The sequence below is a fragment of the Streptomyces californicus genome (genome assembly GCF_000717645.1).
GTDB lineage: Bacteria > Actinomycetota > Actinomycetes > Streptomycetales > Streptomycetaceae > Streptomyces > Streptomyces californicus.
Window position 1 is genome coordinate 1 of record NZ_JNZZ01000042.1, and the last position, 23,459, is coordinate 23,459.

General features: G+C 73.9%; 16 protein-coding genes. 7 read left to right on the forward strand and 9 right to left on the reverse strand.

Features of this window, described 5'->3' with window-relative positions; all coding sequences use genetic code 11:
* Positions 1-336: Mur ligase family protein (locus tag IF19_RS0132575; RefSeq protein WP_248782510.1), on the reverse strand; the 336-nt coding region annotated here is incomplete at its 3' end.
* A gap of 207 nt (positions 337-543) precedes the next feature.
* Positions 544-1,314 carry a response regulator gene (locus IF19_RS01000000135180; RefSeq protein ID WP_030119344.1) on the reverse strand — a complete coding sequence of 257 codons (771 nt, stop codon included), beginning with the start codon at positions 1,312-1,314 and terminating at the stop codon, positions 544-546.
* Positions 1,315-1,428: 114 nt separating this feature from the next.
* Between IF19_RS01000000135180 and IF19_RS0132585 the strand changes: the two genes are divergently transcribed.
* A complete protein-coding gene (locus IF19_RS0132585; protein ID WP_030277947.1) occupies positions 1,429-3,039 on the forward strand; it encodes a sensor histidine kinase in 1,611 nt (536 codons plus the stop codon).
* A gap of 70 nt (positions 3,040-3,109) precedes the next feature.
* Here IF19_RS0132585 and IF19_RS0132590 read toward each other — a convergent pair whose 3' ends face one another.
* From IF19_RS0132590 to IF19_RS0132605, 4 genes are all read right to left on the reverse strand, one after another.
* Positions 3,110-3,943, reverse strand: a complete 834-nt coding sequence (locus tag IF19_RS0132590; RefSeq protein ID WP_030119341.1) for a PIG-L family deacetylase — start codon at positions 3,941-3,943, stop codon at positions 3,110-3,112.
* A 408-nt stretch (positions 3,944-4,351) separates the two neighbouring features.
* Complete coding sequence (locus IF19_RS0132595; protein ID WP_050494065.1) at positions 4,352-6,391, reverse strand: SpoIIE family protein phosphatase; 2,040 nt, start codon at positions 6,389-6,391, stop codon at positions 4,352-4,354.
* 313 nt (positions 6,392-6,704) lie between these two features.
* Positions 6,705-7,787 carry an adenylate/guanylate cyclase domain-containing protein gene (locus IF19_RS0132600; protein WP_030121593.1) on the reverse strand — a complete coding sequence of 361 codons (1,083 nt, stop codon included), beginning with the start codon at positions 7,785-7,787 and terminating at the stop codon, positions 6,705-6,707.
* Positions 7,784-8,212: a universal stress protein gene (locus IF19_RS0132605; protein WP_202479085.1), complete on the reverse strand. Its 429-nt coding sequence runs from the start codon at positions 8,210-8,212 to the stop codon at positions 7,784-7,786. The genes IF19_RS0132600 and IF19_RS0132605 overlap by 4 nt, the downstream gene beginning before the upstream one ends.
* A gap of 178 nt (positions 8,213-8,390) precedes the next feature.
* On the opposite strand from IF19_RS0132605, the gene IF19_RS0132610 reads away from it, so the two are divergent.
* Positions 8,391-9,164 (forward strand): glycosyltransferase family 2 protein, encoded by a 774-nt coding sequence (locus IF19_RS0132610; protein ID WP_030119337.1) that lies wholly within the window; start codon positions 8,391-8,393, stop codon positions 9,162-9,164.
* A gap of 94 nt (positions 9,165-9,258) precedes the next feature.
* Here the strand turns inward: IF19_RS0132610 and IF19_RS0132615 are convergent, their stop codons facing one another.
* The 3 genes from IF19_RS0132615 to IF19_RS0132625 all read right to left on the reverse strand — a co-directional run bounded on the left by IF19_RS0132615 (position 9,259) and on the right by IF19_RS0132625 (position 12,977).
* Positions 9,259-10,113 (reverse strand): isocitrate lyase/PEP mutase family protein, encoded by an 855-nt coding sequence (locus IF19_RS0132615; RefSeq protein ID WP_030119336.1) that lies wholly within the window; start codon positions 10,111-10,113, stop codon positions 9,259-9,261.
* Positions 10,114-10,249: 136 nt separating this feature from the next.
* On the reverse strand, positions 10,250-11,383 hold the full coding sequence (locus IF19_RS0132620) for a bifunctional 2-methylcitrate synthase/citrate synthase (RefSeq protein ID WP_030119335.1): 1,134 nt from the start codon (positions 11,381-11,383) through the stop codon (positions 10,250-10,252).
* A 76-nt stretch (positions 11,384-11,459) separates the two neighbouring features.
* Complete coding sequence (locus IF19_RS0132625) at positions 11,460-12,977, reverse strand: MmgE/PrpD family protein (protein ID WP_030119334.1); 1,518 nt, start codon at positions 12,975-12,977, stop codon at positions 11,460-11,462.
* Positions 12,978-13,283: 306 nt separating this feature from the next.
* Here IF19_RS0132625 and IF19_RS0132630 point away from each other — a divergent pair, with 306 nt between their 5' ends.
* The 5 genes from IF19_RS0132630 to IF19_RS0132650 all read left to right on the forward strand — a co-directional run bounded on the left by IF19_RS0132630 (position 13,284) and on the right by IF19_RS0132650 (position 23,355).
* A complete protein-coding gene (locus IF19_RS0132630) occupies positions 13,284-14,768 on the forward strand; it encodes a short-chain fatty acyl-CoA regulator family protein (RefSeq protein ID WP_030277950.1) in 1,485 nt (494 codons plus the stop codon).
* Positions 14,769-15,428: 660 nt separating this feature from the next.
* Positions 15,429-17,036, forward strand: coding sequence for an AbfB domain-containing protein (locus IF19_RS0132635; RefSeq protein WP_050494063.1), 1,608 nt, complete (start codon positions 15,429-15,431; stop codon positions 17,034-17,036).
* Positions 17,037-17,124: 88 nt separating this feature from the next.
* Positions 17,125-21,150 carry a hypothetical protein gene (locus IF19_RS0132640; RefSeq protein WP_050501547.1) on the forward strand — a complete coding sequence of 1,342 codons (4,026 nt, stop codon included), beginning with the start codon at positions 17,125-17,127 and terminating at the stop codon, positions 21,148-21,150.
* Positions 21,151-21,164: 14 nt separating this feature from the next.
* Entirely contained in the window at positions 21,165-21,428 is a 264-nt protein-coding gene (locus IF19_RS0132645) for a hypothetical protein (RefSeq protein ID WP_030119328.1), read from the forward strand.
* Positions 21,429-21,702: 274 nt separating this feature from the next.
* Positions 21,703-23,355, forward strand: coding sequence for a SpoIIE family protein phosphatase (locus IF19_RS0132650; RefSeq protein WP_030121588.1), 1,653 nt, complete (start codon positions 21,703-21,705; stop codon positions 23,353-23,355).
* The last annotated feature ends 104 nt before the right edge of the window (positions 23,356-23,459 follow it).

Below are 23,459 nucleotides of genomic sequence, written 5' to 3' on the forward strand. Positions count from 1 at the left end.
CTCCAGGACGACGGTTCCGCACGCCCGGTCGCGCATGTGCCCCAGCAGGTACTGGAGATCGGGCGATTCCGGAGTGCTGAGCACCGAGGGCGGCATCGGAATGACCTCGTCCCCGATCCGGCTGCCCGCGGTGCCGATCACTCCGACGCGGGCCTGCTCGGCGAGCCGCAGCACCGACTCGGTCATGTACGAGACGGACGTCTTCCCGTTGGTCCCGGTGACGGCGATCAGGTCCATCGCCCGGCCCGGTTCGCCGAAGTAGCGCGACGCCACCACTGCCGCGGCCTCACGAGCGAGCGGGTCGCTGCCGGCGAACCGGTGGCGGACCAGGTCGATCGAGCACCGGTACTCGCGCCCGGCGTGCACGTCGCGAGGTCACCGGCGATACACACCGGGCGCGGCCCGCCCCTCAGGACCGCCCGGTCGACCGGGCGGGTCGAAGAAGGAAGGGCGCCGGCCGCTCTGCCCGGCTGCCGGGAGATCCCGGTGGACGCCCGTCCGCGCGGCCTGCTCTCCCGTCCCCGGCAGGCCGCTTCCGTTCGTCTACGGGCGGGCCCGCGTCGCGGTGTCGAGGTAGAAGGCGTCGATGCTCTGCACGGCCAGCTCGAACTCCGCGAGATTCACGGGCTTGTTGACGTAGGCGTTGGCGTGGCTGGTGTAGGCGCCGGTGACGTCGTCCGGGGCGGTGGACGTGGTGAGGACGACCACGGGGATCGCCTGGAGCTCCTCGTCGGCCTTGAGGATCTTGAGCAGCTCGTGACCGTTCATGCGGGGCATGTTCAGGTCGAGGACGATGAGGTCGGGACGGGCGGCGTCGGGGTCTCGAAGGTGCTCCAGCGCGGCGACTCCGTCGGTGACCTGGACCAGGTTGCGGGCCCCGCGCTCGGAGAGGGCCTCTTCGATGAGCATGGCGTCGGCGACGTCGTCCTCGACGAGCAGCACGTCGAAGGGGCGGATGGGAGTGGTCATCGTCGGATGCTCCGTGGGTCGTTCGTTGGAGTGGTGGAAAAGTCCCGGCCAGCGGCGGCGCGCACCCTGGCGGGTCATGTCGCATGCGGCGCCGATCTGCGGGTAGCCGGCACCGGCACGGGCGGCGTCCGCCGCCGCTAGCCGCTGAAGCCGTTCGGTGGCCCGCTGCAGCTGGTCCAGTACGTGGAGGACGGTCAGCGCGTAGGCCGGATCCTCGGCCGGGGCGGGCGCCCCGTCGTCCCGCAGGTGACGGGCAAGGTGGTGCGCGAGGTCGCCGATCCTCGCGTCCGCGATGTCGGCGGTCTCCTGAGGAGTGGTCCGCAGTACGAAGTCCATGCCCGGCATACCCGGCACTGTAGGCCCCCGCGTTCCCTGATGACAACATCCGTTGTCGCCAGGGTCTAGAGTGAGCTGGCCGCATCCCACCAGGGCGGCTTCCCCATCGGAGGAGAGCTCAGGATGACCGGCGAGGACCAGCGGCCGCGTACCCGAAGACTGGCCGCCTGGACGACACGGCGCTGGCTGCGCGTGGGGGTCGCCACGTCCCTGGTCGTGCTGACGCTGCTCGGGGCGGTGGGCGGCGTGGTCCTCGGGCGGACCCAGTCGATCAGCGACGACCTCACGGACGTACGGTCGCCCGCCCTGTCCACCGCGTTCCGCCTGGAGACGGCCCTGGTGAACCAGGAGACGGGCATCCGCGGTTACGGCCTGACCGGCACGGCCGACTTCCTGACCCCCTACCGGCAGGGACTCGCCGACCAGGAGGCGCACATCCGGTCGATCAGGGAACTCGTCCACGGCGACCCCGCGCGGCTGGCCGACCTCGAAGCGGTGGAGAACGCCGTGGCGAGGTGGCAGGAGAGGATCGCCCGGCCCGTCGCCGCCGCCCCGGCGGGTGCGCCCTCCCCGGCCGCCGCGGAACGGCTGGCCGACGGCAAAGCGGCCTTCGACGACGTCCGCGCCGCCCTGGAGAACCAGCAGGAGAGGTTCCGCGCGGACCGCGTCCGGGCCCGGGCGGACCTCGAATCCACCATGGTCCTGCGCAACTGGGTGTTCGGCGCCATCGCGCTGCTCATCGTGGCTCTCGCCGCTCTCGTCTTCGAAGGGCTGCGCAGGGGCATCAACGCGCCGCTGGAGCACCTGGGCGCGGAGGCCCGCCTCATCGCCGCCGGCGACTTCGACCACCCCATCACCCCGACCGGACCGGCCGATCTGCGGCGGCTGAGCGGTGAGATCGAGTCGATGCGGCGACGCCTCGTGTACGAGCTGGCCTTCACCGAGGAGGCGCGGCTGCGCCTGGACGCGCAGGCCGCGGACCTCCAGCGTTCCAACGCCGAACTGGAGCAGTTCGCGTACGTCGCCTCGCACGACCTCCAGGAACCGCTGCGCAAGGTGTCGAGCTTCACCCAGCTCCTGAAGCGGCGCTACGGAAGCCAACTCGACGAACGGGCGGACCAGTACATCGACTTCGCCGTCGACGGCGCCAACCGCATGCAGGTCCTCATCAACGACCTCCTCAACTTCTCCCGCGTCGGCCGGGTCCACAACGCCCACCAGAGCGTGGACCTGGACAGGACGGTGGACGAGACCCTGTCGGCGCTGAGCGTCCCGATCGAGGAGGCCGGGGCGGAGATCACTCACGATCCTCTGCCGACTCTGGTCGCCGACCCCAGCCAGATGGTCATGCTCTGGCAGAACCTCATCGGCAACGCCGTCAAGTTCCGCCGCCCGGGCGAGGCCCCCAGGGTCCACATCGCCGCCGCCCGGGAGGACGGGCTGTGGCGCTTCACGGTCACCGACAACGGCATCGGCATCCCGCCGGAGTACGCCGAGAAGATCTTCGTCATCTTCCAGCGGCTGCACACCAAGGACGTCTACAGCGGCAGCGGCATCGGTCTGGCGATGTGCAAGAAGATCGTCGAGTTCCACGGCGGCGCCATCACCATCGATCCGGACTACCGCGACGGGGCCCGCATCACCTTCACCCTGGCGCCCGAACCGCCGCAGATCCCCGGCCCGTCGGCCGCACCGGAGGAGGTCCTGCCCGCGGAGGCCGACGCCAGGCGCTGACCGCGGCCCCGACCGCCGGACCTCCGGCGCCCCGTTCGGGCGACCGCCCGCGCGGGGCGCCGGAGACCGCTCAGCGCAGGCCGGCGAAGAGGTCGTTCTCGGGTACGGGCGCGCCGGTGGTGTCCCTGACCCGGACGAAGGTCTCCAGGCCCATGAGCGAGCCGAACCTCTCCCTGCCCATCTTGAGGAAGAAGATGTTCTCGCCCTGACTGGCGTGCGCGGCCAGCGAGTCGAACTTCTGGCCGCTGAAGGCGGTCGTGTCCACCCAGGTCGTGATCTCGTCGTCGGGGAGCCCGATCTCGGCGAGCGCGGCGGCCTCGGCGGGATCGGGCTCCGGCAGGTCCTCGCCGAACTCCCGCATGACCTCGCCGAAGCGCTCCATCATGGAGCGCGGGGCCGTCGTCCAGTACACCTTCGGGGTCAGCCCCGTCAGCTCCAGCGCGGCCATCGTGATGCGGTTGGCCTGGATGTGGTCGGGATGACCGTAGAACCCGTTCTCGTCGTAGGTGACGACCACATCGGGCCGGTAGTGCCGGAGGAGGTCGGCCAGGCGCGCGGCGCCCTCCTCCACCGGGGTGCTCCAGAAGGACCCGGGGGCGTCGTTGTTCGGCCAGCCCGTCATGCCCGAGTCGGCGTAGTCCAGCATCTCCAGGTCACTGATCTTGAGAACCTCGCAGCTCGCGGCCAGCTCCTCGCGCCGCATGCGGGCGACGGCCGCCGGGTCGTGCCCGGGTTCACCCGGCTTGACGCCTCCCGGTCCGTCGCCGCAACCGCCGTCGGTACAGGTCACCAGCACCGTGCGCACGCCTTCGGCCGCGTACCGTGCCAGGACCCCTCCGGTTCCGGTGGCCTCGTCGTCCGGGTGGGCGTGCACAGCCATGAGCGTCAACGGCCGGTCGGTCATCACACAGTCCTCCATACAAGTGCGTCGGTTCCGCGGGCCCGGCGGGCGTACCGCGGGGCGCGGCCGGACGACGGCGGGCAGGGCCGCGGCGACCGTGCGGCCCCCGGCGGGCCCCGCCCCCGCCGGTGGCCCGGTCGGTGCAACCGTACCGACCGGGCCGGGTGTTCCCGTTCCGGGACGGGAAGCGGAGGAGACGGCGTCCTCCACGGCGGCCGGCGGGGGCGGCCACGGCCGGGACGGTGATGACGGAAACCGGCGCGCACCGCACGCGCTGCCCGCGCCGCCTGTGGCGGTGGGCCGTCGCCAGGAACGCCCGTGCGACGCCGCTGAGTTCCGCCCGGGGGGAACGCCACCCTGCCACCACGTCCGGGACGGACCGCTCCGTTCACGGGGTGAGGGCGCAAGCCCTCACGCGTCGTGCCGGGTCTCGGCCAGCTCGACCAGGAGGAGGGCGACGTCGTCGGGGTCCTCGGGCCTGCGCATGGAGTCGACGAGGCGGGCGCAGGTGTCGTCGAGCGACGGGCCGAGGGAGCCGATGGTGCGCAGGAGGAGGTCGAGGCGCTCGTCGATGGGGTCGTCCCGGGTCTCGACGAGGCCGTCCGTGTAGAGGAGGAGCCGGTCCCCGGTGTGCAGGGGGACGGTGGCGGTGTCGAAGCCGACGCCGCCGACGCCGAGCGGGGCGCCGGGGGGCAGGGGCAGCAGGCGGGGCTTGTGGCCGGGGCGGACGAGCACCGGGGGCAGGTGCCCGGCGTTGGCGATGCGGCACCGGCCGGTGCCGGGGTCGTAGGTGGCGTAGAGGCAGGTGGCGATGTAGTGCTCCAGGCCGTGGGTGAGCCGGTCGAGGTGGCGGAGGATGTCGTCCGGCGGCAGGTCGAGGGCGGCGTAGGCGCGGGCGGCGGTGCACAGCTGGCCCATGGCCGCCGCGGCGTCGATGCCGTTGCCCATGACGTCGCCGATGACGAGGGCGGTCTTGTCGCCGGCCAGGGGGATGACGTCGTACCAGTCGCCGCCGACCTCGTTGGCGGACCGGGCCGGCCGGTAGAGGGAGGCCACTCGCAGGCCGGGGCGTTTCGGGGGCGCGGGAGGCAGCAGGCTGCGCTGGAGGGTCTCGGCCGCGGTGCGCACGTTCTGGTGCCAGCGGGCGTTGCCGATGGCGATGGCGGCCCGGGCCGCCAGTTCCCGGGCGAGCAGGACGTCGTCGTCGTCGAACGGGGCGGGGTTGCGGGTGCGCAGCAGGTCCACGGCGCCGAGCGTCTCGCCGTGGGCGATGAGGGGAACCGCGAGGTAGGAGTGCGCGCCGGAGCGGGCGAGGGCCTCGGCGGCGTCGGCGTCGCGGGCGATGTGCCGCAGGTCCCGCGCCTCGCAGCGGGCCACGAGCACGGGCCGGCCGGTGCGTACGCAGCGGGTGATCAGCCGCTCCGGTCCGTAGGCGGCGACCTCTCCCACCGGGTCGGCGGCGGCGGTGACCTCGGTGGGGAACGCGGAGGTGACGGCCAGCGCCCGGAAGAGTTCCGGGCCCTCCTCGGTGCGGGGCCGGACGCGGCTGGTGAGCACGTCGTCCAGGATGTCGACCGCGGCGACGTCCGCGAGGTCCGGGACCGCCACCTCGGCGAGTTCCCGGGCGGTCCGCTCCACGCCGAGCGTCGTGCCGATCCGGGCGGAGGCGTCGGCGAGGAGCGCGAGCCGTTTCCGGGCCCGCTCGGCCTCGGCGGCGGCCAGGTGCCGCTCGGTGACGTCGACGACCGAGGACGCCACCCCGATCACCCTGCCCCCGGGGCCCTGGATCCGGTAGTAGGACACCGACCACGCGTGGTCGCGGTCGGCGTCGGCCCGGGTGCGTCCGACGATGTACTGGTCGATCAGCGGGTCGCCCGTCCGCAGTACCTGCCGGAGCGCGGACTCGATCCTCTCCACCTCGCCGCTGAGGTGGATGTCGCGGGGGCGGCGGCCGATGTGGTCGGCGGCCGGCACCCCGTTGATCCGCTCCAGGGCGGGGTTGACCAGCCGGTAGCGGAGATCGGCGTCCAGCAGGGCGAATCCGACCGGCGCCTGGGACACCAGCTGCTCCGAGATGGCCAGGCGGCCCTCCACGTCGTGCAGCGCGCTCTGGTCGACGGCGATCCCCAGCGCGTACACGTCCCCCAGGTCGTCCTGCAGCCGTACGTTGCGGAACTCCACCCGCCGCGTCCCGCCGTCGCGGTGCCGGACGGGGAAGGTTCCCGCCCAGTTCTGTCCGGTCGCCATCACGGTGGCGAACAGCTCGGTCGCCCGGTGCCGGTTCTCCTCGCTGAGCAGCAGCCGGGCGGCGTACCGGCCCAGCGCCTCCTCGGCGGTGAACCCGAAGGTGTCGGTGGCCTGCGGGCTCCAGAACACGATCCGGCCCTCGATGTCCACCACGACCGCGGCGACGTTCAGGAAGTCCAGCAGGCCGCCCGCCCGGCCCGGCATCGCTCCGTCGTCGCCCCCGGCTCCCTCGCCGCTCCCCGCCGCCCCGGGCGCGTCGGGAACCCGTGCCGCGCCGTCGCCGCCCCCGGCCGCGCCGGGACCGGCGGCCTCGTGCGGTGTGCCGTGGACCATCGCACGCTCCCTCCACGCCCGGAGCCCGCCGGCGCACGGAGCGCCGTGGGCTCAGCCCTCCCGTCCATGCTGCGCCCTCTCCGGGTGTCCGGGCATCCCGTAGCGCACACATTCCGGCACCGTGGGCGTCCGCGGGCGTGCCCCGGCGGCGGCGCGCCCGCCTCGCCGGGGGTGCGGGCCCCCGTCAGCGGACTGCCTTGCGCCGCCCCTCCCGGGTGGGTCGCAGCAGCACCGGACGCAGCCGGGGGAAGCCGCGTACGGAGACCGGGCGCAGCCCCTTCAGCTCGTACTCCGGCCGCCCGGCCAGCTCGCCGGAGAAGGCCGTGTCGACGAGGACGGTGCCGGGGCGGGCGACCGCGGTCAGCCGGGCCGCCGCGTTGACCGCGGTCCCGTACAGGTCTCCGTACCGGGCGAGGACCTCCCCGTAGGCCAGCCCGGTCCTGACCCGGGGCAGCTCGGGCGCGTCCTGGGCGCGGGCCGTCAGCTCCAGGGCGATGTCCGCGGCCCGGGACGCGGACTCGCAGACGAAGAACACCTCGTCCCCGATGGTCTTCACCACCCGCCCGCGCCCCTCGGCGATCACGTCGCCGGTCAGGCTCTCGAAGCTGTCGATCATCCGCCCGAGCTCGGCGCCCTCCAGTCCGCGCGTCAGCCGGGTGTACCCCACCATGTCGGTGAACCCCACGGCGCTGTGCCGCAGCCCGGCCTCCCCGGGGAGCGGCGGGGCGGCTGCGGAGTCCCGCTCCCCGGCCGGTCCCGGCGCCGTCGGGATCCGTTCGGCGTACGCGGCGAGGTGGCGGCGCCAGACGTACGCCTGCAGCGCCTCCAGCTCCGGCAGCAGCTCCGCGGCCCGCTCCAGCGGGCTTTCGTCGCCACGGGCCGTGCCGGATCCGGGGGCCCTGCCGAGCCATCCCAGGAACACGTCGATCTGCCATTCGGCCAGGCGGGACAGGTGGTACCCGACGGCTCGCACCACCATCGTCTCGCTCTCGCCGGTCACCAGCCCCGCCTCGATCAGACCCGCCACCGCCCGGAGCGCCTCGACATCGGCGTCCGTGAAGACCCGCTCGCCGTCCTCCACGGCGGGGAACCCCAGCGCGCGCCAGACACGCTCGGCCCGCTCCAGCCCCACCCCGGCCCGTTCGGCGACGTCGCCCCGCGTCCACCGGGGAGTGGCGCCCAGCACCAGGTCCCGCAGGGCGACGGCGGGCGGGACCGACGGGCCGGGCGTCGCCCCCGCCGGGTGGCCCGGGTCCCGGTGGTTCACGTGGTGTGCACGATCAGCACGTCGAGACCGGCTTTCCTCGCGATGTCGGCGGGTACGGACCCCAGGATGCGGCCGGCGAGCGAGCGCAGGCCCCGATTGCCCACCACCAGCAGGTCCGCCCCGTGCTCGGCGGCCGCGTTCACCAGGGCGGGCACCGGGTCGTCCTGAACGGCGAGGGTCCGCACCTCCGGCGCCCCCTGCTCGCGCGCACGGTCCCGTGCGGCCCGCAGGGTGTCCTCCGCCGGGGCCGATCCCACCACCTGGTACGCCTCGGCGCCGAGCTGGTCCTGCGCCCGGGAGAGCTCCGGGCCGTGCATCGGCTGGTAGGCGCAGACGACGACGAGCTCGGCCCCGCAGGCGGCCGCGAGCCGGGCCGCCCCCTCCACGGCGGCGAACGAGGACGCGGACCCGTCCGTGCCCACCATGACGACTCGATAGGAACTCACACGCAACTCCCCTGGGAGACCCGTTACTTACTCCAGAGTAAGCTTAGGGCGCGCAGAAGGTAAAGGAGCGTGCCGGGCCCCGGCCGACCGCCCGGCGAATCCGGCCACCGGAGGATGCTTGAATGGGACGTTCCCGATCCGGTGAGGAGAACCCCCCGTGCCCCTGGTGTCTGTCGTGATGCCCGTGTACAACTCCGCGGCGACGTTGGGTCCGGCGGTCCGGTCGGTCCTCACACAGACCCACGGCGACGTGGAGCTGCTGATCACCGACGACCGGTCGACCGACGACTCCATGGAACTGCTGCGCGCGTTCGCCGAGCAGGACGAGCGCGTCCTGCCGGAGACGGCGCCCGAGCAGGGCGGTGCGGGCCGGGCGCGCAATCTCGCCATGCAGCGGGCGCGCGGGGACTACATCGCCTTCCTCGACTCCGACGACATGTGGCTCCCGGAGAAGACGGAGAAGCAGCTCGCGTTCGCCGCTGAGGGCGATGCGCCGCTGACGTTCACCTCGTACTTCAAGATGGACGCCGACCACGCCGGCGAGAGCACCGACTGGACCCCGAACGGGCGGGTCATCCGCGCGCGGGCGCACGCCGATTACCGCGCGATGCTGCGCCGGGACTACATCGGCGCCCTCACCGCCATGTACGACCGCAAGGTCCTCGGCACCCGGCTGATGCCGCAGATGCGCAAGCGGCAGGACTACGCGCTGTGGCTGAGCATCATGCGGGACGGCCACGACGCCCGGGGCCTGGCCGAACCGCTCGCCGTCTACCGGGCCGCGCGGCCCGGGTCGCTGTCCTCCCGCAAGCTGTCGCTGGTCCGCTACAACTGGGACCTCTACCGCACGCACGAGCACCTGTCGGTCCCCCGGGCGACGGGGGCCCTGGCCGGCGCCGTCTGGCAGTCGCTGCGCAACTCGCGCGTGTAGCCGCGTGGCCGGGCGGGCGCTCCGGCGCCGCTCGGCACACTGCCGGTTCCCCGGCCCGGCGGGCGGCCCGGGAACGGTCCGCCCCGGCGGGCGCTCAGGAGCCGAGGGCCAGGTACTCGGCCGTACGGACGACGCGCTCGCGGTCGGCGAAGGAGGCCAGGTCCTCGCGTACGGCGCCGCTGTCGCCGTCGCGGTTGATGGCCTCCAGGGTCCGCCGCACGGCGGTGATCACGGCGCGCTGGAGGTCGGAGGGGACGATGACCAGCCGGTAGCCGAGCTCCCGGAGGCGTTCCCTGGGGACGACCGGGGTTTTGCCGCCGTGGAACATGTTGATCAGCTTCGGCTGCGGGACGCGCTCGGCGATCCGCTCGATCTGCTCGACGGTCTCCGGCGCCTCCACGAAGATCACGTCCGCACCGGCCTCCGCGTAGGCGTGGGCCCGCTCGACCGCCGCGTCCAGCCCCTCGGTGGCGATGGCGTCCGTACGGGCGATCAGGACGAAGTCCGGGTCGGTGCGGGCCTCGTGGACGGCCCGCACCTTTCGGACCATCTCGTCGGTGCTCACCAGCGACTTGTCGTCGAGGTGGCCGCACCGCTTGGGGAAGGTCTGGTCCTCGATGTGCATCCCGGCCACGCCCGCGCGCTCGTACAGCGCGAGGGTCCGCACGGCGTTCACCGCGTTGCCGAAGCCGGTGTCGGCGTCCGCGATCACCGGGAGGCTCGTGACCTCCACCATCTGCTCGATGCGCGCGACGACCTCGGTGAGGCTCAGCAGACCGATGTCGGGCACCCCGAAGCTGCGGGCGATGGCGCCGCCGCTCGCGTAGAGGAGTTCGCTGCCGCTCTCCTCCACGAGCCGTGCGCTCAGACCGTCGTACGCGCCGGGGGCGACGTGGATGCCGTCGCCCCCGATCAGCCGGCGGAGGCGGGTGGTCGGTCGCTGCGGCATGAAGAGCTCCTGGGGTGGGTCTGCCGGGGGCGCGGGGTCGCTCCTCCGGGGCTGCGGACGCCGCATCCTGTATACGGCGTCCGCCTGCCCGCCCCGCGTACACCGGGCGGGGCCGTGCGCGGGGCGGGCGGGCGGTTCAGGCGGGCGGCACGGGTCGCTGGACAGGGCCGTCGTAGGAGGCGAGCGGTCTGATCAGGGCGTTGTGCGCGAGCTGCTCGGTGATGTGGGCGGTCCACCCGGTGATCCGGCTCATCACGAAGATGGGCGTGAAGATCGGGATGTCGAAGCCCATGAGGTGGTAGGCGAGCCCGGCGGGGTAGTCCAGGTTGGGGTGGATGCCCTTGCGGGTGACCATGGCGTGGCGCAGGGCCGCGTGCAGGGTGGCCAGGCGGGTCACCTCCGGGTCTCCCGCGCGGGAGACGAGGCGGTCGAGGGCTTCCTGCATGATCGGGACGCGGGAGTCGCCGTGCTTGTAGACCCGGTGGCCGAAGCCCATGATCTTCCGGTTGGAGGCCAGCGCCTCGTCCAGCCACCCCCCTGCCCGCTGCGGGTCGCCGATCTCGTTGAGCATGTGCATCACGGCCTCGTTGGCGCCGCCGTGCAGCGGGCCCTTCAGCGCGCCGATCGCCGCCGTGACCGCGCTGTAGAGGTCGGAGAGGGTGGAGGTGACGACGCGGGCGGTGAACGTCGAGGCGTTGAAGCTGTGTTCGGCGTACAGGATCAGGGAGATCTCGAAGCAGCGCACCACCTCCGGCTCCGGCACCGTGCCGAAGCACATGTGGAAGAAGTTCTCCGCGTACCCCAGCTCCGGGTCCGGCGTGATCGGCGCGAGACCCCGGCGGCGGCGCTGGTCGGCGGCGACCACGGTGGGCAGCTTCGCCAGCAGGGTCAGGGACTTGGCCCGGTTGGCGACCGGGCTGCCTTCGTCCTCCAGCGGGTCCTCCGCGCCGAAGAAGCTGACGGCGGTGCGCAGGACGTCCATCGGGTGGCAGGTGTCGGGCAGCCGGGTCAGCAGCTCCAGCGTGCTGCGGTCCAGGGGGCGCAGAGCGCGCTCACGGGCCTGGAAGTCCGCCAGTTGGGCGGGGTCCGGCAGTTCGCCGTGCCAGAGCAGGTAGGCGACCTCCTCGAAGGAGCGGTGGGCGGCGAGGTCCTGGACCGCGTAGCCCCGGTAGGTGAGGGAGTTGGTCTCCTGGACGACGGTGGAGATCTCGGTGGTGTCGACGACGACACCGGCCAGGCCGCGGTGGATCTCCGGTGCGGTGGCGGTCATGGGGTGTGCCTCCGGATCGTCGGCGGCGCCGTCGGGCGCGCGCCGGGGGTGTACGGGGCGGTACGGGGGCGGGCCATCAGAACAGGCCCGTGGGGAGCGTGGCGTCGTACGCGGCGACGGCCTCGGTGTCCACGGCCGGGAAGAGCCCGTCCAGGCCGGTGGTGGACAGCTCGGCGACGCGCTCGGCCGCCGAGAGGAAGCGGTCCTGGGCGTCCGGGGCGACGATCCCCTCGGCGAGGGTGCGGAACTTGCGCGCGTACGCGGGGCGGTCGAAGGGGCGGGCCCCGGCCGGGTGGGCGTCGGCGACGGCGAGTTCGTCCTCGACCACCGAGCCGTCCTCCAGCGTGATCACGACCCGGCCGCCGAACGCCCGGCGCTCCGGGTCCGGATCGTGGTAGCGGCGGGTCCACTCCGGGTCCTCGACCGTGGTGACCTTCCGCCACAGCTCCACGGTCTCCGGGCGGCCGGCGCGCTCGGGGGCGTAGGAGCGCTCGTGGTGCCAGCCTCCGTCCTCCAGGGCGACGGTCAGGATGTACGGGGCCGAGTGGTCCAGGGTCTCGCGGCTGGCGGTCGGGTCGTACTTCTGCGGATCGTTCGCACCGGAGCCGATGACGTTGTGGGTGTGGTGGCTGGTGTGCAGCACCACGGAGCGCACCTTGTCCAGCGGGCCGGTCTTCTCGCGCAGCCGCCGCGCCAGGTCGATCAGCGCCTGGGCCTGGTACTCCGCGGAGTGCTCCTTGGTGTACGTGTCCAGGATCGCGCGGCGGGCCTCGCCGGGCTCGGGCAGCCGGACCGTGTAGTCGGACTCCGGGCCGTTCAGCAGCCAGGCGAGGAAGCCGTCCTCGCCCTCGTAGATCGGGGAGGGGGAGGTCTCGCCGCGCATGGCCCGGTCGACGGCCTCGATGGCCGCCTTTCCGGCGAAGGCGGGGGCGTACGCCTTCCAGCTGGAGATCTCGCCCTTGCGGGACTGCCGGGTGGCCGTGGTGGTGTGCACCGCCTGTTGGACCGCCTGGTACACCGTCTCGGTCGGCAGCCGCAGCAGGGCGCCCAGGCCGCAGGCGGTGGCGGCGCTCAGGTGGGCGACGTGGTCGATGCGGTGCTCGTGCAGGCAGATGCCCTTCACCAGCGCCACGTGCACCTCGTAGGCGGCGACGATCCCGCGCAGCAGGTCCGCGCCGGAGCGCCCGGTGTGCTGGGCGACGGCGAGGAGCGGCGGGATGTTGTCGCCGGGGTGGGAGTAGTCGGCGGCCAGGTAGGTGTCGTGGAAGTCCAGCTCCCGTACGGCGGTGCCGTTGGCCCAGGCCGCCCACTCCGGCGAGACCCGGCCGGTGGTCCCGAAGACGGAGGCGCCGGGCGTCGCGGCGGGATGGGCGAGGGCCTGGGCGCGGGCGACGGCGACCGGGCGGCGCGGCAGGGAGGCGACCGCGACGGACGCGTTGTCGATGATCCGGTTGGCGGCCATGGCCGCCGCGTCCGGGTCCAGCTCCCCGGCCTCCTGGGTGCCGGTGGCGACGACCGCCAGCTTCCAGGCGAGTTGCTCCTCGCGGGGCAGCCGGGCGGCACTGGGGTGGACGCGTACCTGGTGGTCGATCACGGGACTCCTCGCGAGGTGGGGACGGGGTGGCCGGGGCGGGCCGCGTGGCCGGGACCACCGGACCGACAGGCCGATGAGCCGTCCGACCGACAGACCGATGGGTCGATGGGTCGGTGGGTCGACCCTCAGGCCGACACCATGGACGGTGCCCGTTCGGCGGCCCCGCCACCACCGGTCGAAGCTGCGGAGTCCCACCAGGAATCCGCGGCGAATCTGCGAATCCTGCGAAGACGGCGGATGCTAAGTTCGCAACCGCGTCCGCCCCCGTGCCCCGTCTCCGGAGGGCGGTTGACCAGGAGGGGAGCCATGGCCCGGCGAGCGAACGAGCACAAGGTCTACGCACACGCCAAGCTGCGCCGCCTGCGCCGCGAGCACGGCATGAACCAGGTCGACATGGCCCGCGCGCTGGGCATCTCCGCCAGCTACGCGAACCAGATCGAACTGGGCCAGCGGCCGCTCACCGCGAGCGTGCTCCTCCAGATCGCCAAGGTGTTCGGCGTGGACGCGGAGTTCTTCTCCGACGCCGCCGAGGACCGTCTCGCCGCCGATCTGCGCGCCGCCCTGGCCGACGAGGCGTGCGGGGTGTCCGTGCCGGCCGTCGAGGAGATCGCCGAGGCGGCCCGCGACCACCCGGAGGTGGCCCGCGCCCTGGTCGCCCTGCACCTGCGCTACCGCGAGACCGCCGAACAGGCCGCCGCCCTCGCCTCCCCGGAGACGGGGCGGACGCTGCTGCCGCCGGCGGAACCGCACGACGAGGTCCGCGACTTCTTCTACGCCCACCACAACCACTTCGGCCCCCTGGACACGGCGGCCGAACGTACGGCGCAGGCCCTGGCGTCGCGGCCCGGCCGGACGGCCGACCCCCTCACGGCCCTGCTCGCCGAGCGCCACGGCGTGCACGTCGTCCAGGCGGCGCCGGGCCGTACCGCCGACGCCCGCCGCTTCGACCCGGACACCGGGCTCCTCCACCTCTCCCCCTGGCTCAGCGACGGCCAGCGGGCGTTCCAGCTCGCCATCCAACTGGCCTTCCTCGAGCAACGCCCCCTGATGGACGAACTCGCTGACTCGGCAACGGAGTTGACCTCACCCGAGTCGTCGGAGCTGGCCCGCATCGGCCTGGCGAACTACTTCGCCGGGGCACTGCTCATGCCGTACGCCGCCTTCCTCGCGGCGGCCGAAGCCGTCCGCTACGACATCGAGCTGCTCTCCGCCCGCTTCGGCGTCGGGTTCGAGACCGTCTGCCACCGGCTGAGCACCCTGCAACGCACCGGGCACCGAGGAGTCCCGTTCTCCTTCCTGAGGGTGGACCGGGCCGGAAACATCTCCAAACGGCAGTCCGCGACCGACTTCCACTTCTCCCGCCTGGGCGGCACCTGTCCGCTCTGGACGGTGTACGAGGCGTTCTCCGCGCCGGGCCGCACGCTGACCCAGGTCGCCGAAATGCCGGACGGCAAAAGCTACTTCTGGGTCGCCCGCACGATCACCCGGGGCGGCTACGGCCACCACGCCCCACGCTCCGAGTTCGCCGTCGCCCTCGGCTGCGAACTCCGCCACGCCCACCGCCTCGTGTACGCCGAGGGCGTCGCCCTCGACGACCCCTTGGCGGCGACCCCGATCGGCCTCGGCTGCCGCATCTGCGAACGCCGCGACTGCGCCCAGCGGGCCCGGCCCCCGGCGGGCGGCCGGCTGGCGATCGACCCGGACCGGCGGACGCATGTGCCGTACCCGGTCGTGCCGTACCAGGCGGAGAACGGCGGCAGCCGCGGGGCGGGGAACGGCCCGGCACGGTGACCGGCGGGAATGCCCGCGTCGCCGATCGACAGCGTGACCGGCGGGAACGCCCGCGTCGCCGATCGCCGGTGTGACCGTCGGGGTTGCTCACGTCGCCGGTCGGTGACGGTACCACGGCCTGGAGGGTGCGCTTCCCCTGCCCGAACAGCTGACGCTGCATATCGGCCAAGCCCGCCCGAAAACCGCGCTCCGATGATCATCCCGACTGCTAGGGTCGTTCCGCCGGCCTCGATCAAGGCCGACGGGGCGCCCCGACCGCGCGGCCCGGGGACCGCGTCCTCGCCCCCCGCGTTCACGGCGTCCGCGCGAGCTGCATTCCGGGGGGAAGCGTTGCGGACAACACGAGCAGGCCACTGCCATCGGCGCACACGGCCGCGGACTCCCGCGATGACACTCGACTCCTGAGCGGGCGCCGCACCCGGCGGCTCCTTCCTCAAGTACGCCTCGTGGCACCGCCGTTGACACCACGGTGACCGCGTCTTCCCGCAGGCGCTCGACGTCGTCGAGCGCTGTTCACCCCTGCCCGCCTCCACGGCCGGGCACCCCTCCCCGCAGCCGGTGACGACCGTGAGCTCCCGTTCTGCCGGGAGAAGCGCTCCGGTCTCCGCCTTCACGGACGGACGTCTCCGCCTCCCACGAACGAAGAACGGAAGAACTCGTATGCGAAGAAGCTCCGCACGACCCCTGCGCGGCGTACTGACCCGCGGCGCCCTGGCGACGACGGCGGTCGCCGTGTCCCTCGCGGTGAGCGGTCAGGGCATCGCCTCCGCCGAACCCTCCGGCAGACCGCCCGCCGGGCCCGCGGCACGGGCGGCCGCGGGCATCGGCACCACCGAGATCCAGCGGGTCGACGCCGCCGCCGTCGTCCGGCTGGACCCGACGCCGGACGTCCTCCTGCTCAGCGACCACGATTTCATCCACGCGCTCTGGCAGAAGGCCGACGAGGGCGGCGAGAAGCTGGACTCGGTGCGTACGGGGGCGGAGCGGGCGATGGCGAGCACGGCGGCCGCCGACCACGTCGCCTTCATCGTGACGGGCGTTCACGAGGCGTACCGGCAGGACCAGCAGCGGGAGCGGGACAAGGCGGACGCCGAGCGCGCGGCACGGCTGGCGCGGCAGCAGGCGCTGCTGGTGATCGGCATCCCGAGCACCCCTGAGCTGCTGGCGTTGAGCGACGACAACTTCGTCCGGGCGGTCCTGCGGCACGAGGCGTCCGGCCCGGAGGTCCGCGCGGCAGCCGCCAGGGCGCTGGCGGCGGACGCCGCCGCCTGGCGGGAGTTCATCGTCAACGGTGCTCGGGAGGCCCACCGCAAGGACGTGGCCAAGGAGTTGGAGGAGCTGGAGGAGAAGGACCGGCAGGAGGCGGAGCGCCGCCGGAACGAGGCGGCGCGCAAGAACGTGGCCGCCCTGTTCCGGGTCCCGGTCACCCAGAGCCTCCTCGACCTCGCCGACGACAACTTCATCCGCGAGATGCTGCGCATGGCCCCGGCCGACCTGAACGGGTCCGAGCTGTACCGGGCCGCGCAGCAGGCGGTGCTCAGCAGTGACGCGGCGGCCTGGCAGGCGTTCATCCACACCGGAGCCGACGCGGCCTACAAGCGGGACGACGACGCCCGGCGCGAGAAGGTCGCGGAGGCCAACCGGGTGCTGGCCCGGCAGATCCTCGCGACCGCCGAGCAGAGCCCGTTCACCCCGAACCTGGTGGCGTCGGCGAAGGCCGCGCTGGCGGCCGGTGACGTACGGGTGGCGGAGTTCCTCTCGGAGAGCGGGCAGAAGCGGGCCCGGCGCCAGTCGCTGGCCATGCGGGTCACCACCACCCCCGAGAGCTGGCTGACGCTGCGCCACTCCGGTGCGGCCGGGCAGCCGGTCACCGTCGGCCCGCCGCCCTCCCCGCAGAACGTGCCGCTGCGGCAGAACTCCACCTGGCTGGTGCTGCCCTCGCTGGCGGGGCAGGCCGGCTGCTTCTCCTTCGAGGCCGCGAGCATGCCGGGCCACTACCTCAAGGGCACCACGGCCCAGGGGGCGGTCGTCCTGGGGGCGAACAACGACACCAAGGCGTTCAAGGACAGCGCCACGTGGTGCCCGAACCTGAACGGCTGGGTCCCGAACAAGCCCGCCGGCGCGTGGTTCACCTGGCAGGCCACCGCCGGCTACCAGGTGAGGGTGAACGCGCGGAACGAGCTCCTCCCCGACGGCCGGTACGGCGAATGGCGTGACCTGCTGACCCGGTTCCCGGCGTGGGAGGTCGTCCCGCCCGCCGCCTCCTGACCCGTAACGCCCCTTCCCGCACCCTTCGCTTCATTCCACCGGCCGGGCCCCCTCCCCGGGGGCCCGGCATGTCCAGGAGGACGTTCCCGTGAGAGGAAGACCCCGGCTCGGAGCCGCACGACGCCCCGGCCGCCTACGGTCGGCCGTCGTCAAGGCCGTGTCGATGACGGCCGCCGCGGCGGTGCTGGGCGGGCTCGCCACCCCCGCCCAAGCCGCCGCGCCCGAGCGGGCCCCGGTGTCCGTGACGTCGCTCGCCGCCCTGCTCGCCTCGGCGGGTAAGGACCCCGCCCCGCCCGCGCCCCCGCTCACCGGGCTCGCCCGGCTCAGCGCCGACGCCGACCGGCGACTGGTCGAGGACTACGCCGAGTTCGACGAGGAGGAGGAAGTACGGGAGGCCGCCAGGAAGGCGCTGGAGAGCAGCGACCCCAACGCGATCCGGGACTTCCTGGAGCGCGGCGAGGCGGAGGCACGTCAGCGGGCCAAGGACAAGCGCGAGGCCGCGGACGCCGAGAACCGCACGAAGATCGAGGCGCTGCGCGGCACCGGCGGGCCGTTCTTCAACTCCGAGGTCGAGCGGGTGCTGAAGGGCACCGCGCAGGACCGCGCCGACTTCCTCGCCTTCGGCGCGGACATCGCGCGCCAGCGGGACAAGGAGACCGAGGAGAACGAGCGCAAGCGCGCCGAGGAGAACCGCAAGCGCGTCGAGATGCTCGCCGCCACCGGGGGCCCCGAGGTGAAGCTGGCCGCCAAGGTCGCCCTCGCCTCCGGGGACGACAAGGTGATCGCGGAGTTCCTCGACAAGGGCTACCTCGTCGCGGCGCAGAAGGACTCCGACGACCGGGCCGCCCGAGAGAAGGAGCAGAAGGAGGCCCTGGAGGCGGCGGAGCGGCTGCGCAAGCTGGCGGAGAACACCGCGCGCGCCGCCGGGGCCCGCACCAAGCTCATCGCCGTGCACGGGGACGCCGTACGCGCCCTGAAGAACGCCTCCAACGCCATGAGCCTGGCCGCCGCCGCCTCCCGTGAGGCGGACCGGATGCTGGCCGCGGACAAGGCGGGCAAGCGGCTGTCGGACTACGCGGCGGTCAAGGAGCGGGCCACCCAGCAGGTCGGGTTCGCCGACACGGCCGCCAAGCAGGCCCAGGTGGCGGCCGGGCAGGCCAAGGTGCAGGCCGACATCCTGGTGGAGACCGGGCTGACCTACGGCGTCCAGTGGTCCGAGATCGCCACGGGCATGGCCGCGGCGGCCGACGCCGCGTCGCGCGCCGCCCAGACGGCCCGGCACGCGATCGACGCCACGGCCGCCGACGCCGCCGGCCTCAACTCGCAGAACCAGGCCGAGCTGCACGCCAAGCAGGCCGCGGCCTGGCGGGCCAACGCCCAGGAGCACGCCAAGGCCGCCGCCTCCATGGCCCGGCAGGCCGAGGCCCAGGCGAAGATCGCCGCTGCCGCCGCCGCGAAGGGCCGGCAGGCCCGCATCGACGCGGAGAAGGCGGAGAAGGAGGCGTGGGAGCACGCGCAGAAGACCCGTGACGCCCGGGTCGAGGCCGAGCGGCAGGCGAAGATCGCCGCCGAGCAGCGGGTCGTCGCGGAGAACGAGCGCACCCTCGCCGCCGCCGCCCGGGTGAGGGCCGAGCAGGAGCAGGCCGCCGCCGCCCAGGCCCGGGCGAGGGCCGACGCGGAGGCGCGTACCGCCTCCGCCAAGCGCGCCGAGGCCCAGGCCGCCGCGACGAAGGCGTCCGAGGCCAGGGACCGCGCCGCCACGCAGGAGGGCATCGCCTCCCAGGCCGACGAGAAGGCCCGCGGCGAGGAGACCAAGGCCCGCAAGGCCCGGGACGCGGCCGCGGCCGCCGAGCGGGCGAACAACGCCCAGCAGGCCCGGCTGCGCGCCACGGAGGCGATGGAGGCCGCCACCCGCGGCACCGCCGAGGCCGATGCCGCCCGGGCGGCCGCGGACGCCGCCCGCAGCGACGCGGCCGCCTCCCAGCAGGCCGCCACCCAGGCCCGTAGCGCGGCGAACGCGGCGACCGACGCCTCGGTCCGCGCCCGCTCCGCGGCCATCGAATCGGCCGGTGCGGCGGCACGCGCACGTGCGGCCGCCACCGAGGCCACCGCACACGCCTCGCGGGCCAACGCGGCCGCGTCCAAGGCGGAGGCGGCCGCCTCCGCCGCGAACGCCGCGGCGAACAAGGCCCAGCGGGAGGCGGCGGCCACCCACGCGGCGGCCACGCGCGCCAACTCCAAGGCGGCCGAGGCCACCGCCCAGGAGGGCCGGGCTGGTATGGCCGCCCATGAGGCCGTACGTCTCGCCGGGCTCGCCACCATCCGCGCCAACCACGCGCTCCAGGCGGCCCACCACACCCGCGACGAGGCCGACGGCGCGACGAGCGAGGCCGCGATGGCCCAGCTCCAGGCGTCCATCGCCGTCCAGGCGTCCGCCTCCGCCCGTACCACCGCGGCCGGCATCGCCGACCCGGCCGACACCGCCATCACGCTCACCGCGCCGTTCTCGGGCACCGACATCGGAGCCGACCTGGCGGCCGAGGTCGCCAGAGCGGCCATCGCGACGGGCCAGGAAGAGGTCGCCAAGGCGGAGTCCCGTGCGGCGGAGGCGGTCAGGGCCGCCGACGCCGCCAAGGCGGCGGCGGACCGGGCCAACGCGGAGGTGGCGCCGGCGTACCAGGCCGCTGCCGCCGCCGCCCGGTCGGCCGCGGACGCGGCGCGTTCGTCGGCCGCCGCGCTGAAGTCCGCCGCCCAGGCGGCCGAGGACGGGGCCAAGGCCCGTGCGGCCGCGAGCCGCGCCAACCAGGCCGACGCCCAGGCCCAGGCCGATGCCAAGCTGGCCCGTCAGGCGGCGGAGCGCGCCTTCGCCGACGCCACGGCCGCCCGCAACGCGGCGGAGGCCGCGGAGGTCGAGGCCGTACGCGCCCGCACCGCCGCCACCCGGGCGGAGAACGAGGCCGCCGCCGCGAGCAGCGCGGCGGCCCTGGCCGAGCGCGAGGCCGCGACGGCCCAGGGTGCGGCCACCCGGGCGGAGCAGGACGCCGCCGACGCGGGCAGACTCGCCGAGTCGGCGGAGAAGCACGCCAAGTCGGCGGAGGAGGCCGCCAAGAACGCGGGATCCTACGCCGAGGAGGCCAAGAAGGCGGCCGAGCGGGCCGAGGAGGCCGAACGTGAGGCGCAGCGCCAGGCGCTGGCCGAAGCCGCGAAGAAGAACCCGAAGTACACCGATCCACAGCCCGGCGGCGAGGGGGGCGGCGACCCCGGCAGCGGCACCGACGCCCTGCTGCAGCTGATCCTGCAGTTCGCCACGGCGTACGCGCTGGAGCAGGCCGGCCTGAGCGAGGAGGAGCTGGCAGCAGCCCGGAACCTCTCCGGCCAGGACCTGCTCGACTACCTCAAGGACAACGGCGCCGAGATCCTGGTGGAGCTCTTCGCCGAAGACATCATGGAGTGCATCGACGATCCGGACATCGGGATCTGCATCTGGGCGATCGTGCAGAACGCCGGCCCGGTCAAGCTGGTGAAGATCGGGAGCAAGCTGCCGAGGATCGGCAAGGCCATCTGGGGCATCAAGGAGTTCCTGGAGAAGGTCGACAAGGCCCGCAAGAAGGTCGACACGTTCACCGACAAGCTGGACGGCGCCAAGGAGAAGCTGGAACGGCTGAAGGCCACCTGCGACCGCGGCTCCGGCGGCGGCAAGTCCGGCGCCTCGAAGGCGTCGACGGTCCAGCGGTCCGCCGCTCGGGCCGATGACAAGCCGAAGTCGGACACGGGCTGCGTGTTCCCCATCTTCCGGACCCCGAAGACCGTGGACGTGGCGTACGAGAAGCTGCACGGCCCGAACCCCGCCTCCCGGGTGGAGGGCGGCAACGATCTGATCTACTTCGGCGAGCAGAGCGTCGCGGCCGAGTACTGGGGGCGCGGCACGTACGCCTCCGGAATGTACCGGTACGACATGGACATGCAGTTCCTGGTGAAGTTCGCGGATGACGCCAAGCGCTACGACTGGGGGGGACCGAACGGGACCCCCAGGATCGAGTGGGAGATCCCCTACTCGCGCCTGACCGAGTTCAACCGCCTCACCGTCGACCGGACCTGGATTCCCAAGCCATGAGGAGACCGACCGACATGTCGCCGACGCTCCACCACGAGTACGACGTGCGCGTCCTCGCGGTGCGCCCCTGGGGTCTGGACGTGGTGCTCCCCGACGGCACCGCGGGTCAGATCGTCAACGCCAAGGACCCGCACTGGCCGGACGGTGACCAGGAGTCGTCCGTCGGGACTGTCGTCCGGGCCGTCGTCCTGGACGACGAGCGCGACCCCGTCCGGCTGAGCGCTCTGGCCGACGACCGCGCCATCGCCCGCTCGCTCAGGGAAGGCGCCGCCGGATAGTTCCGGCAGTCGTCGGGCGGAGGGCCGCATCCCACCCGGGATGCGGCCCTCCGCCGGTTCGCCCGGCGCGTCACGCGTGCGCTGTCCCCGCCTCCTCGGCCGGCGCCCGGCGGCGAGGTGACGGGAGGGTGTCCGGTCGGTGTGCTGATGCCCCGGATGCGGGGGATCATCGGAGCATGAGTGGCGATGATCCACTGCGCTGCCCGCCCGGCCCGGGCCCGCTGCCCCTGGCCGGGGGCGCGGTGCCGCCTGCCCCGAGGAGGTGGAGGCGGCGGTGAACGAGGAACATCTCCTCAGGCGGTACCAGGCGCTCATGTCGGCCGTGCCGCAGTCGGTGTGGGTGATGTCGCCCGACGGTGTCGTCACTCTGTTGGCCGGGGGCGGCATCGCGGAGAAGCTGTGGCGCCCGGAGAACGGCAGCCCGTGGATGGACGCCGTGCATCCGAAGGACCGGGGCTGGTTCCAGCGGGCCTGGCGCGGGGCCACCCGGCGGCGGACGCCGCTCGACACGATCGTCCGGGTACGGCTCGACGGCGCGCCCGACCGCTTCCGCCACGTCAAGATCATCGCCGCGCCCGTGGTGGACCAGGGCGGGGAGGTGGAGTGGGTCGGAACGGCCTCCGACGCCGAGGGCCACTGGCGGACCCGGATGCGCGAGAAGCTGCTGGCCCGGATGGCGGCGGTGCCGGCGGCGCACGATCTGTCCGAGGCGTTCCTGACGACGGCGGCGGCCGTGGTGCCCGAGCTGGCCGACGCCGTGGCCGTCTTCCGCGTGCAGAACGGGGTGGAGTTCGGCGTACGGCCGTCCGACCGGGTGCCGGACGTGACGTCGCCGGAGCGGGTGGGGCTGGCCCCCGGACTGCCTCCCCTGCCTCCGCTGGAGCCGGACTTCCTGCTGGGTCCGATCGCCCGTGAGGCCATCGAGAACCAGCGGGCGAGGCTGGTCGTCTTCCCGCCGGACGGGCCGCCCGAGGACGGTCTTTCGGGCGCCGCCGTCCAGTGGCTGCGGGAGGCCCGCGCGACGGGCGTGGCGCTGCTGCCCGTCGTCGTCGACGGCCGCACGGTCGCGCTGGCGACCATCGCCACCTGCCGGGGCAACCCGCCGCCGGACGAGGCGGACCTCTCGCTGCTGCAGGACGTCTTCCAGCAGATGAGCGGCCCGCTGCGGCGGACCATGGAGCTCCAGAGCATCCGCGGCAAGGCGCTCGCCCTGCAGCAGTCGTTCCTGGCGGCCCCGCCGTCCGTCGACGGTCTCACCATCACCGCGCTCTACCATCCGGCCGACTCGGCGGCGGAGGTCGGCGGTGACTGGTACGACGCCGTCCGGCTCTCGTCCGACGCCCTCGCCCTGTCGATCGGCGACATCGCGGGCCACGACCTCGACGCGGCCACCGCGATGGGGCGCGTCAACAGCATCCTGCGGGGGCTCGCCTACGACAGCGGCCCGGCCGCCAGCCCGGCCGGAACGCTGAGCCGCCTCGACCGGGTCGTCCAGGCGCTGGACAGCCCGTCGATGGTCACGGCGGTGCACGCGGTGCTGCGCCGGCAGGCCGGTGGCGACTGGCGGATCGCCCTGTCGAACGCCGGGCATCCGCCGCCCCTGCTGCTCCCGGCCGGGGAGCCGTCGCGGTACCTGCACGGGCTCACGGCGCCGGACCCGCCGCTCTGCGTCGCCGACGCCCTCGACCGCACCACGCTCCACGCGGTCCTGCGCGAGGGCGACGCCCTGGTGCTGTACACGGACGGGCTCGTGGAGACGCCGGACACCGACATCGGCGACAACCTGCGGCGGCTGCGGACGCGCACCGACGCGCTGGCCCGCAGGGGCCTGCCGTTGCCGGACCTGATCCGCGGTCTGCTGCCGCCCGTGCAGCACCGGCGCGACGACATCGCCGTCATCGCCCTGCAGGTGCGGCCGGACCGCTGACCGGGCCGGAGGCCGGGCCCGCTGGGGGGCCCGCTGGGGGGCCGGGCCCGGCGGGGGCCCGCCTCCTCGTTTGCGCCCCCTGTTGCCCGTCTATACCGTCGAGA

Excerpts from the sequence above, each read along its gene's own strand:
- IF19_RS01000000135180 (WP_030119344.1), bottom strand. The coding sequence starts at position 1,314 with ATGCCGGGCATGGACTTCGTACTGCGGACCACTCCTCAGGAGACCGCC.
- IF19_RS0132585 (WP_030277947.1), top strand. The coding sequence starts at position 1,429 with ATGACCGGCGAGGACCAGCGGCCGCGTACCCGAAGACTGGCCGCCTGG.
- IF19_RS0132590 (WP_030119341.1), bottom strand. The coding sequence starts at position 3,943 with ATGACCGACCGGCCGTTGACGCTCATGGCTGTGCACGCCCACCCGGAC.
- IF19_RS0132595 (WP_050494065.1), bottom strand. The coding sequence starts at position 6,391 with ATGCCGGGCCGGGCGGGCGGCCTGCTGGACTTCCTGAACGTCGCCGCG.
- IF19_RS0132605 (WP_202479085.1), bottom strand. The coding sequence starts at position 8,212 with ATGGTGGGCACGGACGGGTCCGCGTCCTCGTTCGCCGCCGTGGAGGGG.
- IF19_RS0132615 (WP_030119336.1), bottom strand. The coding sequence starts at position 10,113 with ATGCCGCAGCGACCGACCACCCGCCTCCGCCGGCTGATCGGGGGCGAC.
- IF19_RS0132620 (WP_030119335.1), bottom strand. The coding sequence starts at position 11,383 with ATGACCGCCACCGCACCGGAGATCCACCGCGGCCTGGCCGGTGTCGTC.
- IF19_RS0132630 (WP_030277950.1), top strand. The coding sequence starts at position 13,284 with ATGGCCCGGCGAGCGAACGAGCACAAGGTCTACGCACACGCCAAGCTG.
- IF19_RS0132635 (WP_050494063.1), top strand. The coding sequence starts at position 15,429 with ATGCGAAGAAGCTCCGCACGACCCCTGCGCGGCGTACTGACCCGCGGC.
- IF19_RS0132645 (WP_030119328.1), top strand. The coding sequence starts at position 21,165 with ATGTCGCCGACGCTCCACCACGAGTACGACGTGCGCGTCCTCGCGGTG.